General features: G+C 56.5%; 11 protein-coding genes. 9 read left to right on the forward strand and 2 right to left on the reverse strand.

Annotated features, from left to right (window positions below):
* Positions 1–101: 101 nt before the first annotated feature.
* Positions 102–1,541, forward strand: a complete 1,440-nt coding sequence (degP, locus tag ACRAWE_RS20280) for a serine endoprotease DegP (protein ID WP_154747098.1) — start codon at positions 102–104, stop codon at positions 1,539–1,541.
* 66 nt (positions 1,542–1,607) lie between these two features.
* Here degP and barA read toward each other — a convergent pair whose 3' ends face one another.
* Positions 1,608–4,334, reverse strand: a complete 2,727-nt coding sequence (gene barA / locus ACRAWE_RS20285; RefSeq protein ID WP_019455097.1) for a two-component sensor histidine kinase BarA — start codon at positions 4,332–4,334, stop codon at positions 1,608–1,610.
* 66 nt (positions 4,335–4,400) lie between these two features.
* On the opposite strand from barA, the gene rlmD reads away from it, so the two are divergent.
* The 3 genes from rlmD to mazG all read left to right on the forward strand — a co-directional run bounded on the left by rlmD (position 4,401) and on the right by mazG (position 8,886).
* Entirely contained in the window at positions 4,401–5,750 is a 1,350-nt protein-coding gene (gene rlmD / locus ACRAWE_RS20290) for a 23S rRNA (uracil(1939)-C(5))-methyltransferase RlmD (RefSeq protein ID WP_432525816.1), read from the forward strand.
* Between the two features lie 9 nt (positions 5,751–5,759).
* Entirely contained in the window at positions 5,760–7,991 is a 2,232-nt protein-coding gene (gene relA, locus ACRAWE_RS20295; protein WP_025159647.1) for a GTP diphosphokinase, read from the forward strand.
* Positions 7,992–8,091: 100 nt separating this feature from the next.
* On the forward strand, positions 8,092–8,886 hold the full coding sequence (gene mazG, locus ACRAWE_RS20300; RefSeq protein WP_063918170.1) for a nucleoside triphosphate pyrophosphohydrolase: 795 nt from the start codon (positions 8,092–8,094) through the stop codon (positions 8,884–8,886).
* A gap of 97 nt (positions 8,887–8,983) precedes the next feature.
* Here mazG and ACRAWE_RS20305 read toward each other — a convergent pair whose 3' ends face one another.
* Positions 8,984–9,544, reverse strand: coding sequence for a recombinase family protein (locus ACRAWE_RS20305; RefSeq protein ID WP_063918171.1), 561 nt, complete (start codon positions 9,542–9,544; stop codon positions 8,984–8,986).
* A gap of 279 nt (positions 9,545–9,823) precedes the next feature.
* On the opposite strand from ACRAWE_RS20305, the gene xyeA reads away from it, so the two are divergent.
* The 5 genes from xyeA to ACRAWE_RS20330 all read left to right on the forward strand — a co-directional run bounded on the left by xyeA (position 9,824) and on the right by ACRAWE_RS20330 (position 15,432).
* Positions 9,824–9,979 carry a XyeA family cyclophane-containing RiPP triceptide gene (gene xyeA / locus ACRAWE_RS20310; RefSeq protein WP_071891933.1) on the forward strand — a complete coding sequence of 52 codons (156 nt, stop codon included), beginning with the start codon at positions 9,824–9,826 and terminating at the stop codon, positions 9,977–9,979.
* Between the two features lie 65 nt (positions 9,980–10,044).
* Positions 10,045–11,223 carry a cyclophane-forming radical SAM/SPASM peptide maturase XyeB gene (gene xyeB, locus ACRAWE_RS20315; protein WP_063918172.1) on the forward strand — a complete coding sequence of 393 codons (1,179 nt, stop codon included), beginning with the start codon at positions 10,045–10,047 and terminating at the stop codon, positions 11,221–11,223.
* Positions 11,220–12,083, forward strand: a complete 864-nt coding sequence (locus tag ACRAWE_RS20320; RefSeq protein WP_063918173.1) for a hypothetical protein — start codon at positions 11,220–11,222, stop codon at positions 12,081–12,083. Before xyeB ends, ACRAWE_RS20320 begins: the two co-directional genes overlap by 4 nt.
* 4 nt (positions 12,084–12,087) lie before the next feature.
* Positions 12,088–13,305 carry an HlyD family secretion protein gene (locus ACRAWE_RS20325; RefSeq protein ID WP_432525818.1) on the forward strand — a complete coding sequence of 406 codons (1,218 nt, stop codon included), beginning with the start codon at positions 12,088–12,090 and terminating at the stop codon, positions 13,303–13,305.
* Between the two features lie 3 nt (positions 13,306–13,308).
* A complete protein-coding gene (locus tag ACRAWE_RS20330) occupies positions 13,309–15,432 on the forward strand; it encodes a peptidase domain-containing ABC transporter (RefSeq protein ID WP_063918175.1) in 2,124 nt (707 codons plus the stop codon).
* Positions 15,433–15,638: the final 206 nt, after the last annotated feature.

The following is a 15,638-nucleotide window of genomic DNA, read 5'->3' on the forward strand; positions in this document are numbered from 1 at the left end:
ATTGCCAATCATCTGTGCCGGAACTTCAGGCTATTAATTAACTCTGAATAAGCACGCAAGACGGCCATTCTTTTTTGAACGACTTTATAAGAGACACACAGATGAAAAAAACCGCATTAGTTCTGAGCGCACTGGCATTCAGCATCGGTATGGCGATCGGCCCGGTCACGGCCAACGCCGCTGAAACCGCCTCTTCCAGCACCCAGCAGTTGCCGAGCCTGGCGCCGATGCTGGAAAAGGTAATGCCTTCCGTCGTGAGCATTAACGTTGAGGGCAGCACCACGGTCAATACGCCGCGCATGCCGCAGCAGTTCCAACAGTTCTTCGGCGAAGATTCGCCGTTCTGCCAGGACGGTTCGCCGTTCCAGGGTTCGCCGATGTGCCAGGGCGGCGAACAGCCCGGGCCGGATGGCCAGCCGCAGGGTACGCAGCAGAAATTCCAGGCGCTGGGCGCCGGGGTGGTCATCGATGCCGCCAAGGGCTATGTGGTGACCAATAACCATGTGGTGGACAACGCCAACAAGATCCAGGTGCAGCTGAGCGACGGCCGCCGTTTCGACGCCAAGGTGATCGGCAAGGATCCGCGTTCCGATATCGCGCTGATCCAACTGAAAGATTTCAAGAATCTGACGGCGATCAAGATGGCCGACTCCGATCAGCTGCGCGTCGGCGATTACACCGTGGCGATCGGCAACCCGTACGGGCTGGGTGAGACCGCCACCTCGGGCATCGTTTCCGCCCTGGGGCGCAGCGGCCTGAACATCGAAAACTACGAGAACTTCATCCAGACCGATGCGGCGATCAACCGCGGCAACTCCGGCGGCGCGCTGGTTAACCTGAACGGCGAACTGATCGGCATCAACACCGCGATCCTGGCGCCGGACGGCGGCAACATCGGCATCGGCTTCGCTATTCCGAGCAACATGGTGAAAAACCTGACGGCGCAAATGGTTGAGTATGGCCAGGTGAAACGCGGCGAGCTGGGCATCATGGGCACCGAGCTGAACTCCGAGCTGGCCAAGGCGATGAAGGTCGACGCGCAGCGCGGGGCCTTCGTCAGCCAGGTGATGCCGAAGTCCTCCGCCGCGAAGGCGGGCATCAAAGCCGGCGACGTGATCGTCACCATGAACGGCAAGGCCATCTCCAGCTTTGCCTCGTTCAGGGCGGAGATCGGCACGCTGCCGGTCGGCAGCAAAATGTCGCTGGGCATTATCCGCGACGGCAAGCCGGTAACGATTGACGTTACGCTGGAACAAAGCGCGCAGACCCAGGTGGCCTCGGGCAATATTTACACCGGCATCGAGGGTGCCGAGCTGAGCAACACCCAGGTCGGCAACCAGAAAGGCGTCAAGGTCGACAGCGTGAAAGCCGGCAGCGCCGCGGCGCGCATCGGCTTGAAAAAAGGCGATGTGATCCTGGGAGTGAACCAACAGCCGATCCAGAACCTGGGCGAGCTGCGTAAGATTCTCGACAGCAAGCCGTCGGTGTTGGCGTTGAATATTCAGCGCGGCGAGAGCCAATTGTACCTGCTGGCGCAGTGATAAGCGTCCGGCTTTAAAAAATAAAGGCACGCTGCGGCGTGCCTTTTTGCGTTATGGCCTGCGGATTCAAGCGGGCTGCGTCAGATGCGCGCGCGCCGCGTGGATCACCAGTTCAATCTCATCCAACAGCTCCAGCCACTCCGGCTCCAGCTCGTCGTTAGTGACGCCCTGGCGCAGCTGCCGCTCGAGGTAGAAACACAGCTGTTTGAGACGCGGCACGCCGCTGTAGCTGCAGCTGCCGTGCAGCTTATGCACCAGATCGAGGATCTCGTCGTCATGCTGTCCGTCGAGCAGCGTCTGCACCCGTTCGCGCACCTGCGGCAGGAAATCGAGCAGCATTTGCAGCAGATCGCGCGCCAGATCCGGTTTGTTGGCCGCCTGGCGCAGCGCCAGCGGCCAGTCGAGCGACAGCGGCGCATCGTCGGCGACGGCGCTTTCCGCGTCGCCGCTGTGGTAGCGCGACAGCACGCGGGTCAGCATTTTCTCGTCGATCGGTTTGGCCAGGTAGTCGTCCATGCCAGCCTGCAGCAGGTGCTCGCGCTCGCCGCTGGCGGCATGGGCGGTGACGGCGACGATCGGCGTGGAGTTGTGATGCGGCAGTTGGCGAATCAGCTCGCTGGCGTGAATGCCATCCATCTTCGGCATCTGAATGTCCATCAGGATCAGATCCAACACGTTGTCGCGCGCCAGCTCCAGCGCTTCCTCGCCGCTCTCGCAGAGCAGGGTTTTCTCCACCTGTTCACCCAGCAGCGTGCCGATCAGCTTCAGGTTGGCCGGATTGTCGTCAACCGCCATCACCGTCAGCGGCAGGCGTTTACGCTCCGGCTGCGCGGTGAGGCGCGCCGGCGCCTCCATCCTCAATAGCGGGAACAGCCGGGTGCTGGTGATCGGTTTGATCAGACAGCCGAGCGCGCCTTGCTGCTTAAGCAGCTCGGCGTCGATCTGCGCCTGGCACGGCAGCGCCAGAATCACCCTATCGGCCAGCTTCAGCGAGGCCAGCAATTTGTCCTCGTGCTGCGCCATGTTGTCGCGGAACGGGATCGGTACGCCGGCCAGCAGGAAGTCATAGTGGCCTTGCGGCAGCTGGCCCAGCGTCGGCGAGTGGGTGATCACCAACTGCGTGACGCTGAGCATGTTGAGCGTCGCCTGCGCCGCCGTCGGGTTGGACTCGATATAGGCCAGCGTTTTGCCGTTCAGATCCGGCAGGCTCGGTGCCAGCGACAGCATGCCCTCGTTCAGATCCAGCGTGATGTGGAACCAGAAGGTCGAGCCGCGATTCAGCTGGCTGTGGAAGCAGATGTCGCCTCCCATCTCCTTCACCAGTTTTTGTGTGATCACCAGCCCCAGCCCGGTGCCGCCGTGGCGGCGGGAGATGCTGGCGTCCGCCTGGCGGAATGCCTGGAACAGCTGCGACTGCTGGCGTTCGGAAATGCCGATGCCGGTGTCGTGGATCTGCACTTCCACTTCTACCCGGCGCTCCAGTTGTTTGCGCAGCTCGACGCGAATGTCGATATTGCCGGTTTCGGTGAATTTGATGGCGTTGCCCAGCAGGTTGGTGATGATCTGCTGCAGGCGCAGCGAGTCGCCGATCACCTGCTCCGGCACGTCGTTGTGCACATCCAGCGTCAGCTCAAGACCCTTGTCGTGGGCGCTCGGCGCCAGCAGCACCACCACTTCGTCCAGCGTTTCACGCAGGGCGAACGGAATGTGTTCCAGCACCAGCTTGCCAGCCTCCAGCTTGGAGAAATCCAGCACGTCGTTGATGATGGTCAGCAGGTTGTTGGCCGAGCGTTCGATGGTCTGCAAATAATCGGTCTGGGTCGCGCTCAGATCGGTTTTCAGCATCTGGCGGGTGAAGCCGATCACGCCGTTGAGCGGGGTGCGCAGCTCGTGCGACATGTTGGCCAGGAATTCGGACTTGATGCGCGCCGCCTCCTGCGCGCGTTTTTTCGCCAGATCCAGCTCGACGTTTTGGATCTCCATCTGCTCCAGCGTTTCGCGCAGATCGGACGTGGCCTGATCGATATTCTGCTGCATCTCTTCGTGGTAGGCGGTGAGCGACATCGCCATCGAGTTGATGCCGTTCTTCAGCATGTGCAGCTCGCCGAGCATGTAGCCCTCCACGCGGCTGTCGAGCTGGCCGCGGCGGATGCGGTCGACGGTGTTCACCATGTTGCGGATCGGGCCGGTCACGTCGCGCATCAGCCGGTAGGCGAACAGGATGGCGATGCACATGCACAGCAACAACAGCAGGGTAGAGACAAAGACCTCTTTATATTGCTGCAGCCGCACCGACTGCAGATCCAGCTCGATCGCCACATAGCCCAGGTTGTTGTCGGGATGGCTGCCGCCGTCGGCGTTTTCATCCGGATATTGGTTTTCCGACAGGATCGGCGTGCGCAGGATCAGCGAATCGCCGCGCCGGGTGAGCATCAGGTCGGTGGGCAACGGTACGCCTTTCGGCAGCTGCAGCTGGGCGAAGTTGTGATGATAATTGGAGGTGACGAACAGGTTGTTCTGCGCATCGAACACGGTGATCGAACGCACGATGTCCGAATGGCGGCGATGCAACAGACTGACCAACTGCCTGACCGACTCGCGGCTGCGGAACGTCATGCCGTACTCGCTGGCCACCGCCAGCGGCTCGATGATGCTGGCGCCGGCGTCGACCAATTGCTCCTGCAGCTCGTTGTAGCGATGCACCACGAAGAAGGTGCTGAGCAGCAAACCAATCAGCAAGGTCGGGGCCAGAATCAGGATCATCATGCGCGCACGCAGGCTGTATTTGGTCATGGGATTCCAATGTGGGAGAATTGACAGCTGACACTAGCTTAATGAACCAGCACACAATCGACAAATATGGCGCAATTCTACTCTCCCAAACGCCGCGTGACGACCCGGCAGAGCTCACAAATCTTCACCGTGACGGTGAGCGATCTCGATCCTTTCGGCCAGGGCGTGGCGCGCCACGACGGCAAAGCGGTGTTCGTGCCGGGCGTACTGCCGGGCGAGCAGGCAGAAATTCAGCTGACCGAAGACAAACGCCAGTTCGCCAAAGGCAAGCTCAAGCGCCTGCTGAGCCGCAGCTCGCAGCGGGTGGAGCCGCGCTGTCCGCATTTCGGCGTATGCGGCGGCTGCCAGCAGCAGCACGCGGATGAGGCGCTGCAACAGCAGAGCAAGGCGGCGGCGCTGGTGCGCATGATCGCCCGCGAAACCGGGGTAACTCCGCAGCAGGAACCGGTGATCGCCGGCCCGGAATACGGCTATCGTCGCCGCGCCCGCCTGAGCCTGGCGTGGCAGCCGAAGCAGCAGCGCCTGATGATGGGTTTTCGCCAGGCGGCCTCCAGCGAGCTGGTGGCGGTGGCGCACTGCCCGGTGTTGCGGCCGGAGCTGGAACAGCTGCTGGCGCCGGTGCGCACCTGCCTAAGCGGGCTGCAGGCGGTGCGGCGGCTGGGGCATGTGGAGCTGGTGCTGGCGGATAACGGTCCGCTGCTGGTGCTGCGCCATCTCGATGCGCTGAAGGACGCGGATCGGCAGGCGCTGTTGGCGTTTGGCGAGCGGGAAAACGTCGCCGTTTACCTGGCGCCGGACAGCGAGCGGTTGGAAAAACTGTGCGGTGACGCGCCGTATTATCAGGTTGACGGGCTACGCTTAGACTTCAGCCCGCGCGACTTTATTCAGGTCAATGACGCCGTAAACCAACAAATGGTGGCGCAGGCCCTTGAATGGCTCGACATTCAACCCAATGATCGGGTGCTGGACCTGTTCTGCGGCATGGGCAACTTCACTCTGCCGCTGGCGCGCCGCGCCGCTGCGGTGGTGGGCATCGAAGGTGTTGCCACGCTGGTAGCGAATGGGCAATATAATGCACATAAGAATAAGCTGAATAATGCGTCGTTTTTCCATGAGAATCTGGAGGACGACGTTGAGCGGCAACCTTGGGCAGCACAAGGGTTTGATAAGGTGATGCTGGATCCCGCCCGCGCCGGTGCGGCCGGGGTGATGTCACATATTGTAAAACTGGCGCCGGCGCGGGTGGTTTATGTTTCCTGTAACCCCACCACGCTGGCTCGCGACAGCAAAGTGCTGTTGAGCGCCGGTTATCGTCTTGCGCGCGTGCGGATGTTGGATATGTTTCCGCACACGGGGCATCTTGAATCAATGGCGCTGTTTATCAACGAGCGCGCGCCAGAGGTCGCTGCAAAGTAGGGAGAGGTTATGGTTGCGGTAAGAAGTGCACATCTGAATACGGCGGGTGAGTTCGCTCTCGATGAGTGGATCGCCAGCTTGGGGCTACCTAACCCGCAGTCATGTGAGCGATTGGCCGCAACCTGGCGTTATTGTGAGCAGCAGACCCAAAACCATCCCGACGCCTCGCTGCTGCTGTGGCGCGGCCTGGAGATGGTGGAAATCCTCTCGACGCTGAGCATGGACAACGACAGCATGCGCGCCGCGCTGCTGTTCCCGCTGGTGGACGCCGGCATCGTGCAGGAAGAGATCCTGACCGAAGCGTTCGGCAAGGGCATCGTCGCGCTGGTGCACGGCGTGCGCGACATGGACGCCATTCGCCAACTGAAAGCCACCCAAAACGACTCGATGGCTTCCGAACAGGTCGACAACGTGCGCCGCATGCTGTTGGCGATGGTAGAGGATTTCCGCTGCGTGGTCATCAAGCTGGCGGAGCGCATCGCCCACCTGCGCGAGGTGAAAGACGCGCCGGAAGACGAGCGCGTGCTGGCGGCGAAAGAGTGTTCCAATATCTACGCCCCGCTGGCTAACCGGCTCGGTATCGGTCAGCTGAAATGGGAGCTGGAAGATTTTTGCTTCCGCTACCTGCACCCGGAAGAATACAAGCGCATCGCCAAGCTGTTGCACGAGCGCCGCATCGATCGCGAACAGTTCATCGACGATTTCGTCGCCGGGTTGCGCGCCGAGATGGCCAGCGAAGGCATTCGGGTGGAGATCTACGGCCGGCCGAAACACATCTACAGCATCTGGCGCAAGATGCAGAAAAAGCACCTGGCGTTCGACGAACTGTTCGACGTGCGCGCGGTGCGCATCGTGGCGGAGCGTCTGCAGGATTGTTATGCGGCGTTGGGCATCGTGCATACCCACTTCCGCCATCTGCCGGACGAGTTCGACGACTACGTCGCCAACCCGAAACCCAACGGCTACCAGTCGATCCATACCGTGGTGCTGGGGCCGCGCGGCAAAACCGTCGAGATTCAGATCCGCACCCGGCAAATGCACGAGGACGCCGAGCTGGGCGTGGCCGCGCACTGGAAGTACAAAGAGGGCGCGGGGGTTACCGTGCGCTCCGGCTACGAAGAGCGCATCGCCTGGCTGCGTAAGCTGATCGCCTGGCAGGAAGAGATGGCGGACTCCGGCGAGATGCTCGACGAAGTGCGCAGCCAGGTGTTCGACGATCGGGTCTATGTGTTTACCCCGAAAGGCGACGTGGTGGATCTGCCGGCCGGCTCCACGCCGCTCGACTTCGCCTACCATATTCACAGCGACGTCGGTCACCGCTGCATCGGTGCCAAGATCGGCGGCCGCATCGTGCCGTTCACCTATCAGCTGAAGATGGGCGATCAGATTGAGATCATCACCCAGAAGCAGCCGAACCCGAGCCGCGACTGGCTGAACCCGAACCTGGGCTACGTCACCACCAGCCGCGGGCGCTCGAAGATCCACAACTGGTTCCGCAAGCAGGATCGCGACAAGAACATTCTTGCCGGCCGCCAGATGCTGGACAACGAACTGGAACACCTCGGCATCAGCCTGAAAGAGGCCGAAAAGCTGCTGATCCCGCGTTACAACATGAACTCGCTGGACGAGGTGTTGGCGGCGATCGGCGGCGGGGACATTCGCCTGAACCAGATGGTGAATTACCTGCAGGGCAAGTTCAACAAACCGAGCGCCGAAGAGCAGGATCGCGAGGCGCTGCGCCAGCTGGTGCAGCAAAAAGCGCCGCCGCCGACCCGCAACAAGGACAACGGCCGAGTGGTGGTGGAGGGGGTGGGCAATCTGATGCACCACATCGCCCGCTGCTGCCAGCCGATCCCGGGCGACGACATTGTCGGCTTTATCACCCAGGGGCGCGGCATCTCGATCCACCGTGCGGATTGCGATCAGCTGGTCGATTTGCAATCGCACGCGCCGGAACGCATTGTCGACGCGGTATGGGGCGAAAGCTACTCCAGCGGTTATTCGCTGGTGGTGCGTGTGATGGCCAATGACCGCAGCGGCTTGCTGCGCGATATCACCACTATTCTGGCCAACGAAAAGGTCAACGTGCTGGGCGTCGCCAGCCGCAGCGACACCAAGAAACAGCTGGCCACCATCGACATGGATATCGAAATCTACAACCAGCAGGTGCTGGGGCGGGTGTTGGCGAAGCTGAACCAGCTGCCGGACGTGATAGACGCCAAGCGTCTGCACGGCAACTAAGCCCACGGCACTTTTCGGGCCACATCCGATGTCGATGCGGCCCGAACTCCATCAGTTCCGGCGGGCATATCAGCACGCCCTTTTTTCTCAGAGATTTTTTATGACCCAATCCACTCCGCTGCAGCGTCTGTTGAACATCATGAAAACGCTGCGCGACCCACAGGTCGGTTGCTCGTGGGACCGCAAGCAAACCTTCGCTACCATTGCGCCCTACACGCTGGAGGAAACTTACGAGGTGCTGGACGCCATTGAGCGGCAAGATTACGCCGATCTGCGCGACGAGTTGGGCGATTTGCTGTTCCAGGTGGTGTTCTACGCCCAGATGGGGCAGGAACAGGGGCTGTTCGATTTCGATGAGGTGTGCACCGCCATCAGCGATAAGCTGGAGCGTCGTCATCCGCATATCTTCGGCGACGCCGAGGGCGGAGACAGCGAAACCGTCGCGGCGCGTTGGGAGCAGCTGAAGGCGGGCGAGCGCGCCGAAAAAGCGCTGCACTCGGTGCTGGACGATATTCCGCAGGCGCTGCCGGCATTGATGAAAGCGCACAAGATCCAAAAACGCTGCGCCTCGGTCGGCTTCGACTGGAACACTCTGGGCCCGGTGCTGGACAAAGTGTACGAAGAGATCGATGAAGTGATGCACGAAGCCCGCCAGGCGGTGGTCGACGAGAGCAAGCTGGAAGAGGAGATCGGCGATCTGCTGTTCGCCACGGTGAACCTGTCGCGTCATCTGGGGCACAAGGCGGAGAACGCGCTGCAGGCGGCGAACCGCAAGTTCGAACGCCGCTTCCGCCAGGTGGAAGAGATCGTTCAGCAACGCGGGCTGCGGTTGGAAGACGCCACGCTGGAGCAGATGGAAGAGGCCTGGCAGCAGGTGAAAAAATCTGAAATCTGAATGGATGGAGGCACACGGCGAGTGAGTTTCTTGACCCGCCGGTTCAACATCAGTCGATATCGCTCTTCTGCGTAGGGGACCTGTCGCAGAAGAGCCATTAACCGCATCTTTTCAGGTATTGGTAAAGCGTCTCTCTGCTGATGCCAAATTCGCGAGCAAGCTGCGTTTTCCTCTCACCGTTTGTTGCGCGTAACCGCAATTCAGCCTGTTGCTCGGAGGACAGCAATTTTTTTCTACCCCGGTAAGCGCCGCGCACTCTGGCCAGCGCGATGCCTTCGCGCTGGCGTTCACGAATTAAAGCTCGTTCGAATTCGGCAAATGCGCCCATGACAGACAGCATTAGCTTATCCGCTGATGAATCTTTACCGGTAAACGTCAAACTCTCTTTCACAAACTCAACGGTGACGCCTTTATCGGTCAGTCTGTGGACCTGACGTTGCAGATCATTCAGGTTGCGTGCCAATCTATCCATGCTCTGAACCACCACGGTATCGCCGTTGCGCACTGCCGAGAACAGGGCATCCAGCTCTGGGCGTTGTAGATCCTTGACTGACGCGTTATCAATGAAAGATTTATCTACCAGAGTTCTTTCCAGTTGCTGTTCGGGACTCAGTTCACAGTGACTAATCCGAATGTAGCCAATACGTTGACCGTTCATACGCCTCCGATGCTGAATATGTCATGAATAATCTATGACTTTAATTTCCTGTGTCAGTAAATAATATTTAAACCTTATTCTGACACTTTTAGTTTTTGGATTTATATTGCGTTAGAGGTATAGCTCAACTTTTTGAAATAGTCTTTAAATTATCAATCCAGTAACAAAAAACTTATCCTGTGTAACATTTTTGGTTTTTTCTTCTTTATCTTTAACAATGTTTAAGTAAAGGTAATTGCGCACATCAATTCCGGTGTGCAATACAAAAAGGATTATGTGATGTCTAAATTAGCCAAAGAAATTAGCATGAATAAAGCAGCCGTCACCGTTGCAGCTGATAAAAAAGACGCACGAAAAGCACTGGCTCAATCTATGCTGGATAGCGTTTCTGGCGGTTGGGTCAACGCCTTTGCGCGTTGGTCTAAGAGTTTCTAATTAGTCTTGGTGCAGGGTGGGAAACCACCCTGCATTTCCTCATTTGTTGAACCGTGGTGCAGGCAATGACGAATAAGAAAAAAATAAAGCATCTTGAAATAATTCTAAAGGTTAGTGAACGATGCAACATTAACTGCACGTATTGCTATGTATTCAACCTGGGCAATGATTTGGCAATAAATTCAAAACCAATTATTTCTCATAACATCATTAAAGACCTGAGGGGGTTCTTCGAGCGGGCCTGTCAGGAGTATGAAATAGAAACGGTACAGGTTGATTTTCATGGTGGCGAACCATTAATGATGGGGAAAGAGCGTTTCGATAACGCCTGCAAAGAGCTTATTTCAGGTGATTACCAAGGCGCCAGGCTCAACCTGGCCTGCCAAACAAACGCTATCCTTATTGATAATGAGTGGATTGATATTTTCTCGAAATATAATATCAGCGTGGGTATTTCTATTGATGGTCCTAAGCACATTAACGACAGGCACCGTCTGGATAGAAAGGGCCGCAGCACCTACGAAGGTACGGTAAAAGGGCTGGAGATGCTACAGGCAGCCTGGAAGGCGGGTCGGCTTATCGATGAACCCGGTATCCTGTGCGTCGCCAATCCCTCGGTAAAAGGTGCTGAGATTTATCGCCATTTTGTTGATGTGCTGAAATGCAAAAAATTTGACTTCCTCATTCCTGATGAAAGCCATGATACGTGTACCGATCCTGACGGACTGTCAGATTTTTATTGCTCAGCGTTGGATGAGTTCTTTTTGGATGCGGATAAAGAGGTGTATGTACGCTACTTCCATACGCACATTCAATCCATGTTGAGTTCAGAATTCAGTCCAGTAATGGGGGTGAGTAAAGCCGGAAGCGACACTCTCGCTTTCACGGTGAGCTCCGATGGCGATCTGTATGTGGATGATACGCTCAGAACGACTAATGACGCTATATTTACGCCTATTGGCAATGTTCAGGATTTAATGCTGTCAGGCACGTTGGCTTCATGGCAGATGAAAAAATATATGGCGGTGAATAATCAGCTTCCTACCGTTTGCGCTGATTGCGTATGGCAAAAAGTTTGCGGCGGTGGCCGCCATATTCAACGCTATTCCTCAGGCGATGATTTCAACCGTGAAACCGTGTTCTGTCCGTCGATAAGAAAGATTATGAGCCGCGCGGCTTCGCATTTGATTGAATCGGGTGTGAGTGAAGATATAATCATGAAAAACCTAGAGGTTAACTCATGATCAAACGGCTATCCTTGTTGGCATTCTTTTTTTCCGGCATTAGCATGGCGGATCCACCCGCTGATTTTGGGCGTTTGCGGTATGATGAGCGTGGGTTGCCGCTAATTGATGTGCGGATCGATAACCGCCTTCATACCTTAATGCTGGATACCGGCAGCGGGGAGGGGATGCATCTTTATAAACACGATCTTGACAACTTGGTGGCTAATCCGAGTCTGGAAGTGTCGAAACAAGCGCCTCGTCGGTTGATGGATGTTTCCGGTGGAGAAAATAATGTCTCCGCCTGGAAAATTAGCCGGTTATTTATTTCAAACATTCCTTTCGATAATGTTGAAACGGTCAGTTTCAAACCATGGGGATTAAGCATTGGCGGTGATGTCCCCGTGAATGAAGTTATGGGATTGGGGCTTTTTCGAGAGCGCCGGGTGCTGATGGATTTTAAAAACGATCGGTTGCAACTGTTGGCCGATTTGCCTTCTGACATAAAGAAATGGTCATCTTACCCTATTGAACCCACCGCCTCTGGGCTACGCGTTATCGCCTCTGCAGGCGATACGTCTTTGCATCTGATTGTCGATACGGCGGCCAGCCATTCTCTGTTGTTTTCCGACCGTTTGCCGCCAGGCCTCCTGTTTTCTGGCTGTCGCGACATTGAACCTGAAGCATCAAACCTGGATTGCAGGGTGACAAAAATCGCTTTTACGGATCGTGAAGGGACGACTCGTGATGATCTGGCCGTTGTCACCCTTGGCGCAACGCCTCAGGAACTGGATTTCGACGGCTTGTTGGGAATGAAGTTCATGCGGGGACATCAGGTGATCATCGATATGCCTGAGCGCCTGCTCTATATCAGTCGTTAGCGCGATGGACAAAGAAAACTCTCTTTTCCGCCCGGAGGCGTTGCAGCATAAAAAAAATGCCTGGCTGGGCGATTTTACCGTGTCGGCACCATCAGTGTTGCCAATTGCCTTATGGAGCGCCGCTGCTGTTTTGCTGGTGGCTATTCTCCTGTTATTTACCACCTATGCCAAAAGGGTCCCTGTCACCGGGCGAGTGATCTATACCCCCTCCGCAGCGGAGGCGGTATTCAATCATGAAGGCATCATCGGCCGCATCGAAGTCCGCCAGGGAGAAAGGGTGAAAAAAGGCGATGTTATCGCAACGTTTTCACGCGACGTCGCCTATGCGGGGGGAGGAATGAATCAGGCGTTGCAAGATGCGGCTCAGCGTCAACTTACTGAATTGCAAAAGCGTGCGGAAGAACGGCGTAAAGAGGGGGAAGAAGAACGCCTGCGTTTGCGTGAGAAAGTCGGCGCCAAAGAACGGGAAATGGTGGCGATTCAAGCCGCGGCGGCGGCAGAGTCGGAGCGTGTCGCCGGTTTGAAGAAGCGCATGGAGCTTTATCAACAGCTGTTACAGAAAGGTATTACGACCGTACAAGAGAAAATTGAGCGGGAGAACGAATACCATGATTCCATCGCGCAGTTGAACACGCATCGAATCAATATCGCGCGGGTGAAAGGCGAGCTGCTGCAATTCCTGGATGAGCTGGCTCGCTCTGAATCGCTGGAAAAACAGTCTATTACTGACATTCAACAGCAGAAGGTTACGCTGCAACAACAGGTGATTAATGCTTCTGCGGTCGTGGAGTCGCGGGTAGTGGCTCCACTTGATGGCGTCGTCGCTTCAATGAGCATTTTGGAAGGGCAGAGAGTGGCTGCGGGTGCCGTTGCTGCGGTCGTGGTGCCGGAAAACGCGCGCCCATTCGTGGAAATGTGGATCCCGCCTTCCGCGTTGCAGGAAGTGAAAGCGGGTCAGCATGTTTTCATGCGTGTCGCATCATTGCCTTGGGAGTGGTTTGGGAAAGTGTCCGGTACGGTTGCTGCCATCAGCGCAAGTCCTGAGGCCCTAACGGGAAACAACCGGCGCTTTCGCGTGTTGATAACGCCCGATGTGGGCACGCGTGCGCTCCCGGTGGGCGTGGACGTCGAGGCCGATATCTTGACGACGCATCGGCGCATCTGGGAATGGCTGTTTTTACCATTAAAACAAAGTATTAACCGTATGACGGCTGAGAGTTGACACATGGTTTTTTCCTGGCAAAAAACGCCGCTTATCCTGCAGTCGGAAATGAATGAGTGCGGGCTGGCCTGTTTGGCCATGATGGCCGGCTATTTCGGCAAACGCATCGATCTCGCCTCGGCGCGCACCCTCCACGGCGCAAGCAGCCATGGGATGACGCTGCGGGATCTCATTACGGCGTTTGAACGGGTGGGGATGACGGCCCGCGCTTCGCGCGTGGAGCTCGATGAACTGCGTTCGCTGACCCGCCCCGCAATTCTTCATTGGTCATTCAATCATTTTGTGGTGCTGGTGAAAGTCACGCGTCGAGGCGCCGTGATCCTCGATCCCGCCATTGGTCGGCGCAGTATCTCCCTGCGCGAACTTTCCGATAAGTTCACCGGCATTCTGATGGAGGCCTGGCCGGCGGAGACCTTCGATAAAAAACCGCTGGAAATGAATGTTACCGTATCCGATCTTTTTCGTGGCGTACGGGGCTTAAGACGCATTTTTACCGGCGTTCTGATGCTTTCGGTTTTGGTGGAACTGCTCTCAATTGCCGTGCCGGCCGCTTCGCAATTTACTATCGATACATTAGTGCGTTCATCGGATCGTGAAGGGATATTTTTTGTCGGTATCGTGGTCATTGCAGCATTGCTGATTAAGTCCGCCTTTTCCGTGGTACGTGCCTGGATTTTGATGAACCTTCGCTATACGCTGGGCGTCAAATGGGCCGAAATGTTCTTTAACCGGCTTATCAGGCTCACGCTGTCATTTTTTGAAAAGCGCCATACCGGCGATATCGCGTCGCGTTTCCAATCGTTGACCGCCATTCAGGAAGCGTTCACGGCCGATATGGTTGCCTCGCTCCTTGATGCGATTGTGATTGTCATTTCGATGGCGATTATTTTTACCTATTCTCCTGTGCTCGCTATCGGTCCCCTGATCGCCGCCTGTGCATATGCCGCCTTAAAAGCGGGCCTGTTCTCGACATACCGCAATCGTAAAATCGAACATATCGCTTTTGAAGCGGTGCAATCCTCCCACTTCCTTGAGACGGTTAGAGCGATAAGCGCGATCAAAATGTTGAATTTGACGCCGGTTCGCCGCCGCGAATGGGTCAACCATGTGGTCAACAGCACACATGCAGGGAACCAACTGTTTAAACTTGATTTGCTGACCAATACGGCGGCTGTATTGCTTGTGGGTTTTTCCGGGATTTACGTACTTAGCGTCGGCGCCATCGGGTTCGATAAAGGCATTACGACTGGCGCCTTGTTGGCTGTGATGCTTTATGCCGATATGGTGATTACCCGCACGGTGAAGTTAGTCAATGCGGTTTCCGACTTCTGTCTGGTATCCATGCATAGCCAGCGTCTGACAGACGTGGCGGTTTCACCTGTGGAACGGGATGAAGGGGAGCATGTATCGCCACAGCTGAATGGGCATATCGTGATCCGCAACTTAGCGTTCCGCCATTCCCAGGCCGAGCGCAACATCTTCGAGGGGATCAATCTTGAGGTCATGCCAGGGGAAAACGTGGCGATTGTCGGGCCGTCCGGGTGTGGCAAGTCAACATTCCTCCATGTGTTGGCGGGGTTGTACGAATCTACCGAAGGGGATGTTTTCATCAATAATGTGGGGATGTCCGGCATGGGCAAACGAGACATTCGTGAACATGTCGCTTTTGTCATGCAAGACGACAAACTCCTGGCCGGAACCATACAGCAGAATATTACCGGTTTTACCGCATCACCCGATATGGAACGCATGGCTGAGTGTGCCAACCATGCGTCCATTGACGAGGAGATCAGCGCATTTCCGCAGGGATACGATTCGATGATTGGTGATATTGGCAGCACGCTTTCTGGCGGGCAACGCCAGCGTATTTCTATCGCCAGAGCGCTGTACCGGCAACCTCATGTGCTGTTGCTTGATGAGGCAACCAGCGATCTTGATATTGATAACGAAAAAAGGATCACTCGCGCTATCGGGCAATTGCCAATAACCCGCATTTTTGTTGCCCATCGCCCGGAAATGATCAAGTCAGCGGATAGGGTCTTTAATCTTCATTTGAACGCTTGGGTAAAGCAGGAAAGCCGGGGGACCGCTACAATGTTGATCGCCGACAAGGTTCACTCAAGCTGAAACGGTTAAGCTCGTGGTCAGGTCAGAGGCGCATGGCTGCCGTCGGCAGCAAAAGGCCAACAAACTGAAATCTAAGGCGTTTTATCGCTCCTGAGGGGCGGTAAAAAGAAATATTCTCCGCTAACTCTTTGTATTTCCTGGAGGGTTTTCGGGGCGCCGGCGGAGTAAACCCTGATGAACACGGGAGGGCGGCCGAGATGATGGAC

This window comes from Serratia sp. BFP-2025, assembly GCF_050880365.1.
GTDB lineage: Bacteria > Pseudomonadota > Gammaproteobacteria > Enterobacterales > Enterobacteriaceae > Serratia > Serratia surfactantfaciens.

Excerpts from the sequence above, each read along its gene's own strand:
- ACRAWE_RS20320 (WP_063918173.1), top strand. The coding sequence starts at position 11,220 with ATGATCAAACGGCTATCCTTGTTGGCATTCTTTTTTTCCGGCATTAGC.
- xyeB (WP_063918172.1), top strand. The coding sequence starts at position 10,045 with ATGACGAATAAGAAAAAAATAAAGCATCTTGAAATAATTCTAAAGGTT.
- mazG (WP_063918170.1), top strand. The coding sequence starts at position 8,092 with ATGACCCAATCCACTCCGCTGCAGCGTCTGTTGAACATCATGAAAACG.
- ACRAWE_RS20325 (WP_432525818.1), top strand. The coding sequence starts at position 12,088 with ATGGACAAAGAAAACTCTCTTTTCCGCCCGGAGGCGTTGCAGCATAAA.
- degP (WP_154747098.1), top strand. The coding sequence starts at position 102 with ATGAAAAAAACCGCATTAGTTCTGAGCGCACTGGCATTCAGCATCGGT.
- xyeA (WP_071891933.1), top strand. The coding sequence starts at position 9,824 with ATGTCTAAATTAGCCAAAGAAATTAGCATGAATAAAGCAGCCGTCACC.
- ACRAWE_RS20305 (WP_063918171.1), bottom strand. The coding sequence starts at position 9,544 with ATGAACGGTCAACGTATTGGCTACATTCGGATTAGTCACTGTGAACTG.
- barA (WP_019455097.1), bottom strand. The coding sequence starts at position 4,334 with ATGACCAAATACAGCCTGCGTGCGCGCATGATGATCCTGATTCTGGCC.
- rlmD (WP_432525816.1), top strand. The coding sequence starts at position 4,401 with ATGGCGCAATTCTACTCTCCCAAACGCCGCGTGACGACCCGGCAGAGC.
- ACRAWE_RS20330 (WP_063918175.1), top strand. The coding sequence starts at position 13,309 with ATGGTTTTTTCCTGGCAAAAAACGCCGCTTATCCTGCAGTCGGAAATG.
- relA (WP_025159647.1), top strand. The coding sequence starts at position 5,760 with ATGGTTGCGGTAAGAAGTGCACATCTGAATACGGCGGGTGAGTTCGCT.